This is a genomic window from Leisingera sp. ANG1 (assembly GCF_000203975.2).
GTDB lineage: Bacteria > Pseudomonadota > Alphaproteobacteria > Rhodobacterales > Rhodobacteraceae > Leisingera.
On record NZ_AFCF02000001.1, the window covers coordinates 689,514 to 708,416 of the forward strand.

General features: G+C 62.6%; 14 protein-coding genes. 4 read left to right on the forward strand and 10 right to left on the reverse strand.

What is annotated here, in order from left to right; genetic code table 11:
• Positions 1 to 309: 309 nt before the first annotated feature.
• The 3 genes from der to GC1_RS03425 all read right to left on the reverse strand — a co-directional run bounded on the left by der (position 310) and on the right by GC1_RS03425 (position 3,892).
• Positions 310 to 1,773: a ribosome biogenesis GTPase Der gene (gene der / locus GC1_RS03415; protein WP_019295444.1), complete on the reverse strand. Its 1,464-nt coding sequence runs from the start codon at positions 1,771 to 1,773 to the stop codon at positions 310 to 312.
• A gap of 71 nt (positions 1,774 to 1,844) precedes the next feature.
• Complete coding sequence (locus GC1_RS03420; protein ID WP_019295443.1) at positions 1,845 to 3,167, reverse strand: PQQ-like beta-propeller repeat protein; 1,323 nt, start codon at positions 3,165 to 3,167, stop codon at positions 1,845 to 1,847.
• Positions 3,168 to 3,220: 53 nt separating this feature from the next.
• The gene (locus tag GC1_RS03425) at positions 3,221 to 3,892 is read right to left on the reverse strand and encodes a hypothetical protein (protein WP_019295442.1); all 672 of its coding nucleotides are present in this window, start codon (positions 3,890 to 3,892) and stop codon (positions 3,221 to 3,223) included.
• A 289-nt stretch (positions 3,893 to 4,181) separates the two neighbouring features.
• Between GC1_RS03425 and GC1_RS03430 the strand changes: the two genes are divergently transcribed.
• Together GC1_RS03430 and GC1_RS03435 are read left to right on the forward strand one after the other, a co-directional pair.
• Positions 4,182 to 5,294: an efflux RND transporter periplasmic adaptor subunit gene (locus tag GC1_RS03430; protein WP_019295441.1), complete on the forward strand. Its 1,113-nt coding sequence runs from the start codon at positions 4,182 to 4,184 to the stop codon at positions 5,292 to 5,294.
• Entirely contained in the window at positions 5,291 to 9,127 is a 3,837-nt protein-coding gene (locus GC1_RS03435) for an efflux RND transporter permease subunit (RefSeq protein ID WP_019295440.1), read from the forward strand. The genes GC1_RS03430 and GC1_RS03435 overlap by 4 nt, the downstream gene beginning before the upstream one ends.
• A 75-nt stretch (positions 9,128 to 9,202) precedes the next feature.
• On the opposite strand, the gene GC1_RS03440 is transcribed toward GC1_RS03435, so the two are convergent.
• A complete protein-coding gene (locus GC1_RS03440) occupies positions 9,203 to 9,529 on the reverse strand; it encodes a hypothetical protein (RefSeq protein WP_019295439.1) in 327 nt (108 codons plus the stop codon).
• 521 nt (positions 9,530 to 10,050) lie between these two features.
• Here GC1_RS03440 and GC1_RS03445 point away from each other — a divergent pair.
• Positions 10,051 to 12,225: a methyl-accepting chemotaxis protein gene (locus tag GC1_RS03445; RefSeq protein WP_019295438.1), complete on the forward strand. Its 2,175-nt coding sequence runs from the start codon at positions 10,051 to 10,053 to the stop codon at positions 12,223 to 12,225.
• 87 nt (positions 12,226 to 12,312) lie between these two features.
• Here the strand turns inward: GC1_RS03445 and GC1_RS03450 are convergent, their stop codons facing one another.
• Both GC1_RS03450 and GC1_RS03455 read right to left on the reverse strand, forming a co-directional pair.
• Positions 12,313 to 14,142, reverse strand: a complete 1,830-nt coding sequence (locus GC1_RS03450) for an ABCB family ABC transporter ATP-binding protein/permease (RefSeq protein ID WP_019295437.1) — start codon at positions 14,140 to 14,142, stop codon at positions 12,313 to 12,315.
• Between the two features lie 96 nt (positions 14,143 to 14,238).
• Positions 14,239 to 15,873, reverse strand: a complete 1,635-nt coding sequence (locus GC1_RS03455; protein WP_019295436.1) for a LysM peptidoglycan-binding domain-containing protein — start codon at positions 15,871 to 15,873, stop codon at positions 14,239 to 14,241.
• 124 nt (positions 15,874 to 15,997) lie between these two features.
• Between GC1_RS03455 and GC1_RS03460 the strand changes: the two genes are divergently transcribed.
• On the forward strand, positions 15,998 to 16,549 hold the full coding sequence (locus GC1_RS03460) for a TIGR00730 family Rossman fold protein (protein ID WP_019295435.1): 552 nt from the start codon (positions 15,998 to 16,000) through the stop codon (positions 16,547 to 16,549).
• Here the strand turns inward: GC1_RS03460 and rarD are convergent.
• From rarD to GC1_RS03480, 4 genes are all read right to left on the reverse strand, one after another.
• Positions 16,486 to 17,397, reverse strand: a complete 912-nt coding sequence (rarD, locus tag GC1_RS03465) for an EamA family transporter RarD (protein WP_019295434.1) — start codon at positions 17,395 to 17,397, stop codon at positions 16,486 to 16,488. The genes GC1_RS03460 and rarD overlap by 64 nt on opposite strands.
• Positions 17,398 to 17,458: 61 nt before the next feature.
• A complete protein-coding gene (locus tag GC1_RS03470) occupies positions 17,459 to 17,914 on the reverse strand; it encodes a host attachment family protein (protein ID WP_019295433.1) in 456 nt (151 codons plus the stop codon).
• Positions 17,914 to 18,114 carry a hypothetical protein gene (locus GC1_RS03475; RefSeq protein ID WP_019295432.1) on the reverse strand — a complete coding sequence of 67 codons (201 nt, stop codon included), beginning with the start codon at positions 18,112 to 18,114 and terminating at the stop codon, positions 17,914 to 17,916. The genes GC1_RS03470 and GC1_RS03475 overlap by 1 nt, the downstream gene beginning before the upstream one ends.
• 137 nt (positions 18,115 to 18,251) lie before the next feature.
• On the reverse strand, positions 18,252 to 18,851 hold the full coding sequence (locus GC1_RS03480) for a superoxide dismutase (protein WP_019295431.1): 600 nt from the start codon (positions 18,849 to 18,851) through the stop codon (positions 18,252 to 18,254).
• Between the last annotated feature and the right edge of the window lie 52 nt (positions 18,852 to 18,903).

Below are 18,903 nucleotides of genomic sequence, written 5' to 3' on the forward strand. Positions count from 1 at the left end.
CCATAAATGCGCGATGTGACAGGCATGCGAAATGGGCGCAGCCCGCCCAAGATAAACCTCAGATAATTCCAGCTTTGCCAAAGGCAAGCCGGCTGAGGCAAAGCGCCTCAACCCAAGGGATATCACCGCGCCACTCTGGATGGAATAGCCGGGTGCTGGCCAAGTCAGTACGGCGGATGCCTGCCGAAGGTACAACAGACCCCCGTTGCAGAACGCGAAAACGCCGCCCCGTGGGGCGGCGCCGGACCCAACGGGCCAAGGCATTCTTTGAATGCCGCGAAGCCGGGCGGGAGCGCTCGCCGCCGGAGATCAGCTGCCGCGCTTCTTCAGGTGCTTTTCCAGCGCGCCTGCGTTCTTTGCCCGCTTGCCTCTATAGGGGTTCTTGTCGCCCTGCCCGCGCATATACAGGCGGATCGGGGTGCCGGGCATGTCGAAATCCTCGCGCAACCCGTTCACCAGATAGCGGGTATAGCTTTCCGGCAGCTTGTCAGGGTGCGAGCACATCACCACGAACCCCGGCGGGCGGCTCTTGGCCTGGGTCATGTAGCGCAGCTTGATCCGCTTGCCCTGCGGCGCGGGCGGCGGGTGCTGCTCCAGCATGCCAACCAGCCAGCGGTTCAGCGCTGCGGTCGGCACCCGCCGGTTCCAGGTGCCATAGGCCCGCATGATCGCCTCGTGCAGCCGGTCCAGCCCCTTGCCGGTCTTGGCCGAAACGGTGACCAGCGGCGCGCCGCGCAGTTGCGGCAGCAACCGGCCGAAGGCTTCCTTGAGGTCGCGCAGCTTTTCTTGCTTGTGCTCTTCGGCGTCCCATTTGTTGACCGCAACCACAACCGCACGCCCCTCGCGCTCGGCCAGGTCGGCAATCCGCAGGTCCTGTTGCTCAAACGGGATGCTGGCGTCCAGCAGCACCACCACAACCTCGGCAAATTTCACCGCGCGCAGGCCGTCGGAGACCGAAAGCTTCTCCAGCTTCTCCTGCACCTTTGCCTTTTTGCGCATGCCGGCGGTGTCAAACACCCGCATAGGCGTGTCTTTCCAGTTGATCTTGAGCGAGATCGCATCGCGGGTGATCCCGGCCTCGGGCCCTGTCAGCAGCCGGTCCTCGCCCAGGATCTTGTTGATCAGTGTCGACTTGCCCGCATTGGGACGGCCCACCACGGCAACCTGCAGGGGCTTGGCGTCGGTCGGAACCGGGATGACCTCTTCTTCGTCCTCGCCGATCTCTTCATAAAGTTCGACATCGGTGACCGGGGCATGCTCTTCGGCCTGGGCCTCGAACTTCTCGGCCAGCGGCTGCAGGATGCCGTAAAGGTCCGGCATCCCTTCGCCATGCTCGCCCGACAGCCGCAGCGGCTCACCTAGGCCTAGGCCGTAGGCTTCCAGCACACCGGCCTCGGCGGCATTGCCCTCAGCCTTGTTGGCGGCGAGGATCACATGCGCGGACCTGCGGCGCAGGATATCGGCAAAGATCTCGTCGGTCGGGGTAACGCCGGTGCGGGCGTCGATCATGAACAGGCAGATGTCGGCCATGTCCACCGCCCGCTCGGTCAGCCGGCGCATCCGGCCTTCCAGCGAGTTGTCTGTGGCATCTTCCAGACCCGCAGTATCAATCACCGTAAAGCGCAGGTCGCCCAGCCGTGCCGCGCCTTCGCGCAGGTCACGCGTCACGCCCGGCTGGTCGTCGACCAAGGCCAGCTTCTTGCCCACAAGGCGGTTGAACAGGGTGGACTTGCCCACATTGGGACGGCCCACGATGGCGAGGGTAAAGGACATCAGACCAGCTTTCTGCGATTCAGACGCGGCTCATAGCGCATCCGCGCGGCTTGTGCCACCCGGAAACACTGTCAGCGGTATGCCAGCAAATCGCCCTTGGTGGAAACTACATACAGCGTGCGCCCGGCGACAACCGGTGCCGTGGTGGCGCCGCCAGGCACTTCCGCGGTGCGAGACAAGCTGCCGTCGACGGGGTTGAAGAAACGAAGCAACCCGTCGTTGGAGGCAAGAACCACCTGACCGCCGGCCACAACGGGGCCGTGATGCACATGGATCTGGCCCCGCTTGCGCGGCTTGTCTTTCAGGTATCCGGGCAGGTCCACAGCCCAGATCACTTCGCCGCTGCTTGCATCCAGCCGCAGCAGCTGGTTCAGGTCGCTGACCTGGAACAGGCTGCCGCCCGCAGGCCAAGCGGTGCCGGATGCGCCTTCACGCGCAGTCCAAAGACGGTCGCCGGTTTCGAGATCGATGGCCACGGTCCGGCCGGAGTTGTTACCGGCATAAAGACGGTTACCGGACACCACCGGCGCGCCGGTCACATCGCTGATCCGCGACAAGGTCTGGCCGGTGCGCTTGCCCGCAACGGAGGCGCTCCAGCGGCGCAGGCCGCCGCGGCGGAAGGTGGCGATCAGGTCGCCGGACCCGAAGGCAAAGACCGCAAGGTCATTGGTCACAACCGGCGCCGGGGCGCCCAGGACATTGGCCGGAGACGGCGCGGCGTCGATCTGCCAGGCGATGCGGCCGTCCTTGGTGTTCACAGCCCAGCCGGTGTCGTCGCCTGCCACCAGATAGACCAGCCCGCCGCTGACCCGCGGCTGACCGGAGCCGGTGGCGTCGAGTTCCTGCCGCCAGATCAGGTTGCCGTCCGCCGCATTCAGCGCTGTCAGCACACCAAAGCCGGAGGACACATACAGCACGCCATCAGCAAAGGCCAAACCGCCGCCTGTGGCCTGACCCTCGTCATCGGCGGCCGGAATCAGTTCGCTTTGCCACAGGAGCTGGCCTTGCGGAGATACCGCAGACACCCGCGCGGCGCTGTCCAGGGTGTAGATACGGCCGCCGCCCACAACCGGGGTTGCGGTGATGCGCTGGCGGCGGCTGTCGCCGGCGCCGATCGAGGCAGACCAGATGCGCTGCGGGGCGGCCGCCAGCGCCGGATGCGCGGTGCGCCCGGCCTCAGCGCCGTGGCCCTGTTCCCAGCTGGCATTGGCCGCCTGCTGCGGAAGGGAAATGGCGCGTGACTGATTGACGATCTCTACTGCGGCATCGGGGCGGATGTCCTCGCGCTCGCCGCGCAGGATAACCTCTTCCTCCGAGCAGGCCGCCAGAAGAGCCGCAACAGCGGTTGTGCAAAGAAGAACCCGTGCCCGGGAGATTGATTTGATTATTGCCATTGCCCTGCCCTGTCTGCCGTTCTTGTTCCGCAAGTTTCCATCCGCGGAGCGCCTTACCCCTCAGGCGCGGCGTCCCCGTTGACCGAGCCGCCAAGCGCCACAATCACCTGAGACGCGCGGTCTTTCAAGTCTGCAGTGACAGTCGCATCCGCAACAATGTCCCGCAGGCGGCTAATTGCAGCCTCTGTGTTGCCTTCCTCCACATCCAGCAGAGCCAGCTGTTCTGACGCCAGCAATGCCAGCGGCGCGCCGGGCTGGGCCAGCGCCTCGTATTGCACACGGCGGTCCGCGGCGCGCAACGTTTCGGCCTGCAGCGCCAGCGCCTTGAAGCTGGCGACGTGCCGGTAGATCAGCGGCAGATCGCCATCCACGGCCACCGCCTCAAGCTGCGCCACTGCTTCGGCAGTCTTGCCGGCCTCTGACAGCGCCGCAGCTTCAAGCATGTTCAGAATGGCTGCACCGCCGGCGCTCTCTGCCGGCACGGCAGCCAATGCCTCTGCCTGTTTTTCACTGCCGTCGATTTTCAGCGCCGCGGTAATATCGTCCCCCAGCGTTTCAGCTGCTGCCTGTTCCTTGGCCTTGTTGTATTCGCGGAACGCGGCACCGCCGACGATCAGCACCACGGCTGCGCCGCCGATCCAGCCATAGCGTTTCAGCATCAGGAAAAGCCGGTCACGGCGGACCTCTTCTGTCACTTCGTCGATAAAGCTGTCGGTGTCGCTCATGAAAAGCCCCTGATATGCGCGGCCCGGGCTGGCGCCCGCACCTGTATTGAATGCGTTGCGCCCCTCTTACCCCGGCTCAAAGGCCAAGCCAAGTGGCCCGTTTGCACCAGAAACTTCGGCAAATGGGCCAGAAAAGCAAGAAATGTGAACTAAACCACTTAGTTTAGAATGGACATCTCCTATATCAGCCCTATCACATACGCGCGACTCCCCTGTGAACCGGCCCTGCCGTCCGACGGACATAGGTAAGGTGCACGTGGAAGAAGACAGAGAATAGGAAAGGCCCGACATGCGCATTGTACCGATACTGACTGCAGTGGCGGTATCCGCCAGCCTCTATCTGGTGGTTTTCGAGCGTGACGATCTGATGGCCTTTGCCCGCGGGGAAGACGCGAATGAGGCGACCGGGGCCGAAACTGCCGCCGAAGGCCAGAAGCTGACGGAGGCGGAAGATTCGCGCGTCGGCGTTGTCGCCATCCAAAGCAAAGCACGGACCATTGGCAACGCAGTGATCCTGCGCGGCCAGACCCAGGCTATCCGCCAGGTGGAAGTTCGGGCCGAAACCACCTCCACCGTGATTTCTGAGCCGCTGCGCAAGGGCGCCCATGTCAAGAAGGGCGATCTGTTGTGCGAGCTGGATCCCGGCACACGGCCCGCATCGCTGCTGCAGGCGCAGGCTCAGCTAAAGGAAGCCAAGATTAACCTGACCGCCGCCGCCAAACTGTCAGAGGGCGGCTATGCCTCTGAAACCCGTCTGGCCTCAGCTGAGGCTGCGGAGCGGTCCGCGCAGGCCGCAGTGGCCGCGGCAGAGCGGGAAATCGGTCACCTGACCATCACCGCGCCCTTTGACGGCCTGCTCGAAAGCGACACCGCGGAACTGGGCAGCCTGCTGCAACCCGGCAGCCTGTGCAGCACGGTGATCCAGCTCGATACCATCAAACTGGTTGGCTATGTGCCGGAAGCGGAAGTCAACAAAGTGGAACTGGGCGCCATTGCGGGCGCGGAACTCTCCACCGGCCAGCAGGTCCAGGGCGAGGTCACCTTCCTCAGCCGCTCTGCCGATCCGACCACCCGCACCTTTGAGGTCGAGATTACGGTGCCGAACCCGGACTTGAGCATCCGTGACGGCCAGACCGCAGATATCGCAATTTCCTCAGCCGGCTCGCTGGCGCACAAGCTGCCGCAATCGGCACTGACGCTGAACAACGAAGGCCAGCTGGGTGTGCGCGTTGTCGGACCCGACAGCACCGTGGTATTCTACCCCGTGCAGCTTCTGCGGGATGAGGCGGATGGCGTCTGGCTTGGCGGCCTGCCTGAGAACGCGGATGTGATCGTTGTGGGACAGGATTTCGTAACCGAAGGCGTCGCAGTGGCGGCCACCTACCGGGAGACTGAACAGTGATTGGCATCGTCGATTGGGCCGCCGGCCGCGCCCGGATGGTCCTAGCGTTCATCGCAATCTCTCTGCTTGTCGGCGGATTTGCCTATTCGATGCTGCCCAAGGAGGGCGAGCCGGACATCGAAATTCCGGCCCTGTTCATCTCCGTCCCCTTCCCCGGCATCTCTGCCGAGGACGCCGAATCCCTGATGGTCAAGGTGATGGAGACCGAGCTTGCCGACCTTGACGGGCTCGACAAGATGACCTCCACCGCGGCCGAGGGCTATGCCGGGGTGGCGCTGGAGTTCGAATTCGGCTGGGACAAGACCGCCATCATGGCCGACGTCCGCGACGCAATGGACAAGGCCGAGGCGGAATTCCCGGAAGGCGCCGAGAAATACTCGATCACAGAGATCAACTTCTCCGAATTCCCGATTGTCATCGTGAACCTGACCGGCGCGGTGCCGGAACGCACGATGGCGCGTATCGCCAAGGACTTGCAGGACGACCTTGAGGCACTGGATGCGGTGCTGGAGGCCGGGATCGCCGGCAACCGCGACGAGATGGTCGAGGTACTGATCGACCCGCTGCGGCTGGAAGCCTATAACGTCACCGCGCTGGAGCTGATCAATGTTGTGCAAAACAACAACCAGCTGATTGCGGCCGGTGAGGTCGAAACCAGCCAGGGCGCGTTCTCAGTCAAAATCCCCTCTTCCTTTGACGATGTGAAGGACATCTATCAGCTGCCGGTCAAGACCAACGGCGACCGGGTGGTCAAGCTGGGCGAGCTGGCGCAGATCAACTTCACCTTCGAGGACCGCGAAGGCACCGCCCGCTTCAACGGCGAGGACACGGTTGCTCTGCAGGTGGTCAAGCGCAAGGGCTACAACCTGATCGACACCGTGAACCTGGTGAAGGAAACCATCGAGGTCTCCAAATCCAAATGGCCGCCGGAACTGCAGGCCGCAGTCGAGGTCGGCACCTCCAACGACCAGAGCCGCGTGGTCGGCTCCATGGTCAGCCAGCTGGAAGGCTCGGTGCTGACCGCCATCGCGCTTGTGATGATCGTGGTGCTGTCGGCGCTTGGCAGCCGGGCCGCGCTGCTCGTTGGTTTTGCGATCCCGACATCCTTCCTCTTGTGCTTTGCGCTGCTAGCGCTGATGGGCATCTCTATCTCCAATATCGTGATGTTCGGCCTGATCCTCGCCGTGGGGATGCTGGTTGATGGCGCCATCGTGGTGGTGGAATACGCCGACAAGCGGATCAAGGAAGGCACCGGCCCGATGCACGCCTATGTCGAGGCGGCACAGCGGATGTTCTGGCCGATCGTGTCCTCCACCGCCACCACGCTCTGCGCCTTCCTGCCGATGCTGTTCTGGCCTGGCGTGCCGGGGGAGTTCATGGGCATGCTTCCGGTTACCCTGATCTTCGTTCTGTCCGCCTCGCTGGTGGTGGCACTGATCTACTTGCCCGTCATGGGCGGCGTCACCGGCCGCATCAGCCGCACGTTTGAGGGCGCTTCGCGCGCGCTGCGGATGGTTGCACCCTGGTGGCTGCGTGCGGTGCTGGTGCCGGTCGCCATGTGGGGCATGTTTGCGGGCGCGATGCAGATGCTGAACCCCTCCTACCTGCTGGGTGAGGACACCGGACCGATGGCAGGCGTGCTGTTCGGCGGGCTGGTGTTTACGCTGGCGTCCTTTGCCGCCTCGATCACGCTTAGCTCAGTCAAAGTAGAGCGCGAGGAGCAGGAAGTTGCCCCCGGCTACCATCACACCCCGTTCGGCCATGTGATTAAGTTCATCGCGGGCAACCCGGTAATGCCGGTGGTGACCATCGCCGCCGTAGGCTTTGCCATCATGACCGTCTTCTCGACGTTCAGCGAGAACAACTACGGCGTTGAATTCTTCGTCGACTCGGAACCGGAACAGGCCACCGCCTATATCCGCGCCCGCGGCAACATCTCACTGCATGAAAAGGACGAGATGGTGCGCGCGGCCGAGGAGGTCATTCTGGACCACCACGCAGTGATCAACGTGTTCTCCTTTGCTGGCGACGGCGGCCTCAACACCGACAGTTCCGGCGCCCAGCTGCCGCCGGACACGATCGGCCAGGTTCAGTTTGAGATCATCCCCTGGGAGGAACGCCCCACCGAGAGCGAGCCGCTGGACGGCTGGTTCGGCGGACTGCTGAGCAAATACCTGGGCTTTGAGAAAAAGGTGATCGCCGAGGAATACGACGGCAACACCGTGATCGACGAGCTGAATGCCATTCTCGGCAAACTGCCCGGCTTTGAGGTGGAAGTCCGCGCACTGGCGCAAGGCCCCGCCTCCGGCAAGCCGGTGCATCTGCGCCTGCGCGGCGATGGCTGGGAAGACCTGACCGCAGCAGCGTTGACCGCACGGGAGCAGTTCGAGAACACCCCCGGCCTGATCCTGATCGAAGACAGCCTGCCCCTGCCCGGCATCGACTGGCAGATCGACGTGGACGTCGAGAAGGCCGGCCGCTACGGCGCCGATGTGGCGACCGTGGGCGCGATGGTGCAGCTGGTCACCCGCGGCATCCTGCTGGATACCATGCGGGTCGACAGCTCCGACGAGGAGATCGAGATCCGCGTCCGTCTGCCGGAACAGGACCGGGTGCTGTCAACGCTCGACAACCTCAAGGTCCGCACCTCGGACGGGCTGGTGCCGCTGTCGAACTTCGTGACCCGCCAACCTGTGCCGAAGCTCGCCCAGATCAACCGCATCGGCCAGGAACGGTTCTATGACGTCAAGGCAGACGTGGAACCGGGACTGAACAAGGTGGTAATCGAGGATGCGGGCAGCGGTGAACTGACTCGCCTGGCAGTCCTGAAGGAACTGCCGGAAGGTGCCGCCGCAACTGGTGAAACGTTGATTGCGCCCAATGGCAAGACCATGCAGCTGCTGCAGCTGACGGGTGCTGAGAGCTTTGACGCGGTGCTGGCTGCGCTGGACGACGGCGCCAAGATCAGCCCGGTGAACCCGAACGAGCGGATCGCCATCCTCACCGAATGGCTGGAAAGTGACCCGCTGCCGCGCAGCATCGGCTGGGAATGGACCGGTGACCAGGAGGAGCAGGAGGAATCCGGTGCCTTCCTGTCCAAGGCCTTTGCCGGCGCGCTGGCGCTGATGTTCGTGATCCTGCTGGCCCAGTTCAACAGTTTCTACAACTCGGTGCTGGTTCTGCTGGCAGTGGTGCTGTCCACCACCGGTGTGCTGATCGGCATGATGGTGATGCAGCAGCCGTTCTCGATCATCATGACCGGCACCGGCATCGTCGCTTTGGCGGGCATCGTGGTGAACAACAACATCGTGCTGATCGACACTTATCAGGAGTTCAGCCAGCAGATGCCGCGGATCGAGGCGATCATCCGCACCGCCGAGGCGCGCATCCGTCCGGTTCTCTTGACCACCATCACCACGATGGCCGGCCTTACCCCGATGATGTTCGGCGTCAGCCTGGACTTCATCAACGGCGGCTACTCCATCGACAGCCCCACCGCGCTGTGGTGGAAACAGCTAGCAACCGCCGTGGTCTTCGGCCTGGGGATCGCCACCGTGCTGACCCTGGTGGTCACGCCGTCACTGCTGTCGATCCGGGTGTGGTTCTCCACCTATATGCATGCGCTTGGCCGGATGCTGTCGCGGATCACCCGCGGCCGCTCCAGCCGCATCGCGCAGGACTCCAAGCTGTTCAAGAAGGCGCGTCAGCTGCCGACCACCGAAATCCAATGGGTGGAAGATGCAGCGCCAGAGACAAGCGAAGGCCAAGCGGATACCGAAGAGGACGAACCGCAGCCGCCTGCCCCGCGCGGCCGCCTGCGCGCAGCGGAATAACAAGACAAACAAAAAGCCCCGCTCCGGCGGGGCTTTTCAATTCTGCGTGCCGCCGTTTCAGACGCTCCGCAAAGATCAGTCGGTAAAGGTGTACTCACCCAGATCACACAGATCGAGGCCATAATCCTCTGCCTCGGAGCCATCAGCGAAACTGCCTCGGATGTCGTAGACGCAGGTGGTTGCGCCATCGGCAATCAGCACGCCGATTTCGTAGCCCGGCGCCAGATAGCCGCCTTCCATCAGGTTGCCTTCCCAATCGTCGGAAGACGCGGGCGACACATTGAACTCCACAAGATCAGCACTGCTGTCGTTTACCAGCAGGAACTCAAGGTCTTCAGCATGGGCGGGCGCCTGAAAGGCAAGCAGTGCAGCGGCGGAGGCTGCGGTCAGAAAGGTCTTCATCTACATGTCCTTGTTTGCGGGCAGGCAGTCGTTGGTGCTGCCTTTGCCCGAAGTGCGCGAACATTAAGCCAGCAGTAACATCGGTCAACGGGAAATGAGTCACAACGCTCCCCTTCGGGGCCTCAGTTGCGGGCGTTTCAGTCAACTGCTTTGCAGGGTTCATTGCAAAAGCAAGAAAACCCTCTGGGGCAGACGGCCAGTAAGATTGAATCTTAAATAGTCTTACGCGGCGGCAATGCAGCAATGGAAGATCATCGCAAATTATTGTTATTGCTACATTTTTTCCCACGACAACTTGATTATTTCCAGTCAAAATCATGCATGGAAGGCGCATTTTTTTGGGCAAATGCGTCACGAGCAGCCGGACCTTGCCGCATGTGGCGGATGGCTCGGCCGCCCGGTCAAATTTTCTCAAGACTGTCCAATTGTTCCATTCACAAACCGTTATTCTTTACATGCTTATCAGCAATAGCAACGGGACTTTTCCCGCTTAGCGTGTTTTTTGTTTAAGGAAGAAGACGATGTCACTACGCGCGCAAATCCTGGCGCTGATCACGGTCCCCTTCATCGCCCTGGCAGCGATTGGCGGACTAAAGGCTGCCGCAGACTGGGAGCGCTTTCAAAACGCGCGGGCCACGCAGGCCGAAACCCGAAGCTCTGTCGCGCTGATGGAAGCTATCCACCATCTGCAGGTTGAACGAGGCCTGTCAGCTGCCTTCCTGTCCTCCGGCGGCAATTCCGCCGCTGCCGGGCTGAACGATACCCGGATCAAAGTGGACACCGCCATGCAGAGGGTACCGGACACTGCGGGCGCCTCACTGCAGCATCTGTCCGAGCTGACCAGCCTTCGGCAGGCAGTCAGCGATCTGGCTCTCGAACCCGGCCAGATGGGCGCGCGCTACTCCGCAATGATCGGCACTTTGCTGCAAGACGCCAGCCTGCAGTTGCTGCACCAGAAGGATGCCCGCCTTGCACAGCTCGGCGCCGGGCTTGTCAGTCTTGCCTACGCCAAGGAGGCCGCAGGCCAGCAGCGGGCGGCAGGCGCAGCCGGGTTCGGCCTGGGCAGCTTCAACCTGACCCTCTACCGCTGGTTCACCCGTACCGGCGCAGTGGAACACCAGTTGCTGGATATTGCGGGCCTTGCCTTACGAGAAGTGCTGGCTGGCCAGGACCTGCGCGCCGGGCTCGCGCCTGCGGGTCTGCCCGGCATACGCGACGAGGTGCTGGAAGCGGGCCCAGGCGCACTGGCGCCGGGCTATGCCGCCAAGGAGTGGTTTGACCGGGCAACCCAATGGGTCGGTTCGCTTCGCGACTCGGAAATGACCGTAACGGATCAAATGATTGCAATCTCCGCGTTTGAGGCCGCCCAATCCCGGCAGGCCCTTATTGTGACGCTGGCAGCGGTCGCCGCTTCGCTGATTGTCAGCGGTGCCATCGGCCTGCGCCTGATCACCGCCTTCACCCGCCAGTTCGGCGCGCTGCAGACGGACCTGGACCGGCTGGCCCGCAAGGAATTCGATTTCGAACCGGCACATCTGGAGGCGAAAACGGAAATCGGCAAGCTCAGCCGCGCGATGGAGAAAACCCGCACCGCTCTGGCAGCCGCTGACGAGAAGCTCGCGAATATCGAGGCGAGCCGGATCGCCGACCGCGGAGCGGTTGTAGGCAAGCTGGACGACCACCTCGCCCGACTGTCCGGCCGCGATCTGGAATGCACCATTGATGAGGCCTTTCCGGAGGAATACGAGCAGCTCCGGCAAAGCTTCAACACCACGGTGGCAACCCTGAAGGAAACCATTGAACAGGTGATTTCCGCGGCCAGCAGCATCCACAACGGCGCAACCGAAATCAGCACCGCCTCCGACGACCTGTCGAGCCGAACCGAAAGCCAGGCTGCCACCCTGGAGGAGACCGCCGCTGCGCTTGAGCAGCTGACGGCATCAGTCAAATCTTCTGCAGACGGCGCCCGCGGTGTGGAGCAGACGATGCAGGAAGCCCGCAGCGAGGCCGAGGCCAGCGGCGAGGTTGTCCGCAAAGCGGTGACCGCGATGAATGAGATTGAGCAATCTTCGGTCAGGATCTCGCAGATCATCTCCGTGATTGACGACATCGCCTTTCAGACCAACCTGCTGGCGCTCAACGCCGGAGTGGAAGCTGCGCGGGCCGGAGAAGCCGGCAAGGGATTCGCCGTGGTTGCCAGCGAAGTGCGGGCGCTGGCGCAGCGTTCTGCCGACGCCGCAACCGAGATCAAGGCGCTGATTGGCGACAGCTCCAAACATGTGAAGCAGGGCGTCGATCTGGTCGGTGAAACAGGCGAGGCGCTGACCAGTATCGTCGGCAGGGTCAACGACATCTCGCAGCTGGTTTCCAGCATCGCCGAAGGCGCCGCGGAACAGTCCACTGGGCTGACCGAGATCAACACCGGCGTCGGCCAGCTGGATCAGGTCACCCAGCAAAACGCTGCCATGGTGGAGGAGGCCACAGCCGCAGGCCACATGCTGCACAGCGATGCAGGCAAACTGGCAGAGCTGATGGCCAAATTCAAAATCTCAGGTTCCGCCGGGAGCGCCGTCCCCAGCAAACCTGCGGCGGCCGCTGCACCGGCCTCCGCCACCGCCCACGGCGTTGACATAGACTTTGGCGACGTGGTTCCGGTTCCTGCCAAAGCGGCCAACGGGGGGTGGGAAGACTTCTGAAGCCGCACCGTATTACAATTGGAAAAGGCCAGTTCCACGAACTGGCCTTTTCTGCCGGAAACCCCGCCGTAACCTTGGCGTCTGCTGTCAGGCTGCGTCCTGATCCGCCTGCTGGCGTTGCCACAACCGGGCGTAACGGCCATCCTGCGCCAGCAGATCCTCATGGGTGCCGGTCTCCGCAATCTCACCCTGCTCCAGCACCACGATCCTGTCAGCCTCGGCGATGGTCGACAGACGGTGGGCAATGGTGATCACCGTTCGCCCCTGCCCGGCCCGTGCCAGCGCCTCTTTGATCTCCTGCTCTGTGTCGGTGTCCAGCGCCGAGGTCGCCTCGTCCAGCAGCAGCACCGGCGGGTTCTTCAACAGTGTCCGGGCAATCCCCACCCGCTGCTTCTCACCGCCGGAAAGTTTCAGCCCTCGTTCACCGACCTGGGTGTCATAGCCCTCCGGCAGCGCCATGATGAAGTCATGGATCTGTGCGTCCCGCGCCGCCTGTTCGACATCCTCCTGGGTGGCCCCGTCGCGGCCGTAGGCGATGTTGTAGCGGATGGTGTCGTTGAACAGCACAGTGTCCTGCGGCACTACGCCGATGGCGTGATGCAGACTTTGCTGAGTCACCTCCCGCACGTCCTGACCGTCGATCTTCAGCGCTCCGCCGGTCACATCATAAAAACGAAACAGCAGCCGGCCGATGGTCGATTTCCCCGAGCCGGTGGAGCCGACAATCGCCACGGTCTGGCCCGGCTCCGCCTCCAGCGAGATGCCCTTCAGGATCTCGCGCCCGGCATCGTATGAAAACTGCACATTCTCGAGCGTGATGCGCCCGCCATTGACCTTCAGCTCGCCGGCGCCCGGCCTGTCTCTCACATCCGCGGGCTGTTCGAGAAGGTCGAACATCTCTCCCATGTCCACCAGGCTCTGGCGGATTTCTCGGTAGACGGTGCCAAGGAAGTTCAACGGCACAGTGATCTGAATCATGTAAGCGTTGACCATGACAAAATCGCCCACGGTTAGGTTGCCCTGCTCCACCCCGATGGCGGCCATCACCATCACCCCGACCAGACCTGCGGTGATGATCACGCTCTGGCCGAAATTCAGCGCCGCCAGCGAATAGGCCGTCTTGAGCGCCGCCTGGGCATACCCCCGCATGGCACCGTCATAACGTTCTGCCTCGCGCTCCTCGGCAACGAAATACTTGACGGTTTCAAAGTTCAGCAGGCTGTCGATGGCCTTCTGGTTGGCGTCGGTGTCCTGCTTGTTCATCTCCCGGCGCAGCTTCACCCGCCATTCTGTGACTGCGAAGGTGAACCAGACATAAAGCCCGATGGTGACGGCCACGACGACCAGGTACCAGGCGTCGAACAGCACCGTCAGGATCACCGCGACCAGGGTCAGCTCCAGGATCAGCGGGCCGATGGAAAACAGCATGAAGCGCAAGAGGAACTCGACGCCCTTCACCCCGCGCTCGATGATCCGGCTGAGGCCGCCGGTCTTGCGGGTGATGTGATAGCGCATCGACAGGCGGTGAATGTGGGTGAAAGTCTCCAGCGCCAGCCGCCGCAGGGCGCGTTGCCCCACAGGCGCAAAGACCGCATCCCGCAGCTGCTGGAAGCCGATGGTCAGGATCCGCGCCATACCATAGGCCACCGTCAGTCCCACAGCCCCAAGCGCCAGCGGCGGCACGCCTTCGCCCGCCAGGCTGTCCACCGCGCCCTTGTAGAGCATCGGGGTATAGACCGCGATAAATTTGGCCAAAACCAGAACTGCCAGAGCCAGCACCACCCGCACTTTCACCGCGCGATTGCCCTCGGGCCACAGATACGGGCCCACCTTGCGCAAAGTGCGCAGGCCGGAGCGGCGTTCGTCCTGTGCGATGTCTGCTTGTGGCGGCGCGGCGGCCTGATCAGTCTGGGTCATGGCTGTTCCTGGCTAGACACCTCCAGATATTCACCTGTTCACGGTTTTGCGAGGGGCGAACAGAAAAAACGCGCCGCAAGGGCGCGTTTCCCAGGGTTATTCGGGGATGGTGAAGACTTGCCCCGGGTAGATCAGATCCGGGTTGCGGATCGCGTCCTTGTTGGCCTCGAAAAGCCTTACATAGAGGAAACCACTGCCATATTTCTCTTGCGAGATGGCCCAAAGCGTATCGCCCTTCTGGATCGTCACTGCGCGCACAAGCGGCGCTGGCAGGTCCGGGTCCGCATCGCGCTCCGGCTGCGGCAGCACCTCCGGCGATTCCCGTTTGAAGGGGGTTTCCAGACGGCTCATGACCTTGCCTGAGGAGGTTTCGATCTCATCCAGGCGCAGGGTGTAGACACCCGGTGCCACATCCGCCAGCCGACCGTTCCAGCGGCCGTCCTGGGCTGCATCCAGTTCCGCGACCACCTGATTGTCCACATAAACCCTGACCCGCGACTTCGGGCGCGCGCGCCCGGACAGTTCAACCCCGCCAGTGCCATTGTAGCTGATGGCGTCCAGCGCCACTTCCTTGTTCAGGTCCGGATCGGCGGGAACTGCGGGCTGCACCACTTCTACCCCGTCCTGATCGGCACGCAGCACGGCCACAGCCTGCCCTTGCGGCTGAGGCGGCTCGGGTTCGGCCCCAGGCTCTGTCTCTGCCGGAACAGGTTCCGCTGCCGCGGTCTCAACAGTGTTTTGACCACCTTGCCCGGTTGCCGCAGTGCTTTCCGCGTCCTGGCCGCCCTGCTCAACCGCTGCCGGCTCAGCCGCGGCCTCAGTTTCATCTGCTTGTCCAGTCAGCTGCTCGTCTGCAGCCGGTTCGTCTGGAACCAGTGACGCTACCTGCTCTTCAGTTTGCTCAACCGCACGCTCCGTTGCAGTTTCCGCAGGGGCGACTGGCGCCAGAATAAAGGACGCGCCAGAGGTGCTTTGCGCGCCCTCATGTTCCGCCAACAACGACACAACTCGGGCCTCCGAACTCGACGCAATGGAGGTTAGTGCAACAAACTCGCCACCCGCCGGCACCTCCAGCTGTTCCAGCACCTCGCCGTCCAGCAGCACCGAAACCTGCACGCCTTCCTGTGCCCGGCCGGCAATCACCGCGGCCCCGTCGCTATCCACACGCACCAGATCCAGCTCCGGCGCCTGCAGGACAAAGACATCTTCTTTGGATGTTTCGGGTGCCGGTTGGGATTGCTCCGCAATCCCCTCAGGCTCGGACAGCACTGCCAATTCGGTGGTCTGATCTGATGCTTCCTCTGCACCTTCACCGGTGCCAGTCTCCGCAACGGCGGCTGCCTCTACAGAAGTTTCTGTATCAAGCGCGTCAGTTGCGGCTGCAACCTGATCTGAAACCTCCGGTTCTGCACCGCTGGCATCTTCCGCAATCAAGTCCTCCGGCTGCTGAACACCGTCAACAGCTTCAACCGCTTCAACCTGATTGCCCGCAGCCTCCTCAATGGCCCGGTTCTGCAGCGGCTGTCCCGATTCCTGACCCTCGCCGGAAAACGCGCCGCCGCCGTCAGCAGCCTGCCCGGCCGCCTGTTCGCTCACCACCTCGCCATCGGGCGCAACCGTGCCAAACATCCCAAGCTGGTACAGCACCACGCCGCCTACGACCACAACCGTGCCGGCAATACCGCCAAGTGTGAGGGCCCCCAGACCCCCGCTTCCAGATGCATCCGCCATGTCTTTCCCTTCGGCAATTGCGGAATGTGACCTTCCGCTTAGTTGAGGGAATCTAACAACCCCGCTATCACGGGTCAAAACACCAATTGGTTTTCACCTTGATATTCCACGGAAAGGCTGGCCGATGAGCATCAAATCCGTCTGTGTCTACTGCGGATCGCGCGCGGGTGTTCTGCCCGCCTACGCCGAGGCTGCCCGCGCATTCGGCACCGCGCTGGCCGATAACGGCATGCGGCTGGTCTATGGCGCCGGCGATGTCGGCCTGATGGGCGAAGTGGCGCGCGCAGCGCAAAAGGCCGGCGGCGAAACCTTCGGGGTTATCCCCGGCCACCTGGAACGGCGCGAGGTGGGGAAATCAGACCTCACAACCTATGTTGTCACCGAGACCATGCACGAGCGCAAAAAGGTGATGCTGTGGAACGCCGATGCGGTGGTTGTGCTGCCCGGCGGAGCGGGATCGCTTGACGAACTTTTCGAAGCCCTCACCTGGCGCCAGCTGGGCCTGCATTCCAAGCCGATTGTGATCCTCAATACCGAAGGCTACTGGGACAAGCTGCGCGATCTGCTGGAGCAAGTGGTCAGCCAGGGATTTGCCGGTCGGGAAACCGCGGATTACCTGATCTGGGCCGACACCCCGGTGGCTGCAATCGCCGCCCTGCGCGACGCCCGCTCCTGACGCAGCGCCGAGACCGAAAACACCGCTACCGCGCTCCAGATCAGCGCAAAGGCGGTGCCATGCCAGGGGGTGAACGGCTCGGCAAAGACCAGCACCGCGACCAGGAATTGCAGCGTCGGGTTCAGGTATTGCAGCACCCCGACTGTTCCCAGCCGCACCCGGCGGGCCGCATAGGCAAACAGGATCAGCGGCAGCCCGGTCAGGATGCCGGAGAACATCAGCATCAGCGCATCCTGGAACCCTCCCAGAAAACCAGCCCCACCGGTCATCCAGATGATCGCCAACGCAACCGGCAACAGCAGAGCAACTTCCGCAGTGACAGATACCACCGGCCCCAATGGCAGTTGTTTCTTAACAACACCATACAGGGCAAAGCTGAAGCTCAGCGCCAGCGGAATCCAGGGCGCGGCCCCCAGCCCGAACGACAGCACCGCCACAGCCAGCGCCGCCAGCCCTACCGCGGCGCCTTGGGCCCGCGTCAGCTGCTCACCGAAGGCAAGCCTCCCCAGCAGAACGCTCAGCAGCGGAAAAATGTAATAGCCAAGGCTCGCTTCGGTCGCATAGCCCACCTGCACCGCAGTGATGAAGATTAACCAATTCAATGAAATCATTGCCGAGGCAAACACCAGCAGCAAGGCACTGCGGCGGGTGGACAACGCCGCCCCCAGCGCGCTGATACGCCCCTGACACAGCAGCACGATGGCAAAAAACACAAACGACCACAGCGCCCGGTGCGACAGCACCTGCTCCGGCGGCACATGCGACAATGCCTTGTAGTAAATACCGGAAAGCCCCCAAACGGTGCAGGAGGCACAGAGTGCCAGAACCCCTTTTTGTGCCTCTCCCATGACATGCTCCCGCCCGGCTGCCGTTTCACAGACACCGGGCAGAAGCGCGGGTCAACCCTGCTCAGCTGTTACGCAGCGCATCTTTCACCAATTCTTCGATCCTGGTGATCTCATGTCCGGTCAGGTTCTTGCTGATCTCCCCGATCACGCGGTCGGAAACTTCCTTGTGCAGGGTCTTGCGCAGTTCGCCCAGAACTTCCGGTGCGGCGACCAGAACCAGCTTCGCGAATTCACCGCGGTGGGCCATCTCATACAGCTTGTCCGACAGATCCTTTGCAAACCGCTCCTTGGCCAATTGGTGCCAATCGGTGTCGTCCACGGCAGAGCGGTGGACGCTAGGGCCGTCGTTGAACCGTCCCGGACGGTTGGCGGATTGCTCCCGGTCCGGCGGGTTTTCCTGCTCATCCTTGCGGCGCACCTGCAGGAAGGGGTCGTCACCATCGACGGTGTTTTCCAGGAACAGCGCCTTCTCACTGTCAGCCACCAGGACATAGGTGCCGTTGGAAAGCCGGGTCATTACTTCTCCTCCTGCTCATTGGACTTACGCACCCGTGTCGCCCCTGCCGGACGCTCCTTGGCGCGCTTTTCCTCGTCTTCGCTGCCAATTTCCCGGGCCAGCCGCCCGCCGGTGCGCCCGCCATGAGAGACGCTGCCCTTTTCGCCCAGTATGTCTTTGGTTTCCTGGTGTCCGTCCATGGACCTCTTGCGTTCAGCCATAATGGTCCTCCTTTCGTACACCGGACCAACGCACGAAACCCCGCCCGCGTTCCGGGTAAAAAACGCGTCGAAGCCACACGAAAAAGCCCGCCGGAGATCTCCGGCGGGCCTGAATAAGCCAATATGCGGCATGTGCCTTACATGCGCGAGGCGACGTTTTCCCAGTTCACCAGGTTGTCGAGGAAGTTCGACAGATAAGCCGGGCGCTTGTTGCGGAAATCGATGTAGTAGGAGTGCTCCCACACATCGCAGCCCAGCAGCGCGGTCTGGTTGAAGCACAGCGGGTTGACGCCGTTTTCGGTCTTGGTCACCGCCAGCGAGCCGTCAGCGTTCTTGACCAGCCAGGCCCAGCCGGAGCCGAACTGGCCCGCGCCAGCGGCGGAGAACTGCGATTTGAACTCATCGACCGAGCCGAAGGATTCAACCAAAGCTTTCTCCAGTTCACCCGGCATTTTGCTTTCACCCGGGCCCATCATTTCCCAGAACTGGTTGTGGTTCCACAGCTGGGAGATGTTGTTGAAGATGCCGTTCTGGGCAACCGCGCCGGCGTCATAAGTGCCTTTGATGATCTCTTCCATCGACTTGCCGTCCCACTCGGTGCCCGCAATCAGCTTGTTGCCGTTGTCGACATAGGCTTTGTGGTGCAGATCATGGTGGTATTCCAGGGTTTCCGCCGACATGCCTTTGGCGGCCAGGGCGTCGTGTGCATAAGGAAGATCGGGAAGTTCAAAAGCCATTTTGGCCCCCTGTGAAATAAGTTTGCGTTCCTGCGCAGATACATGCGGTGTG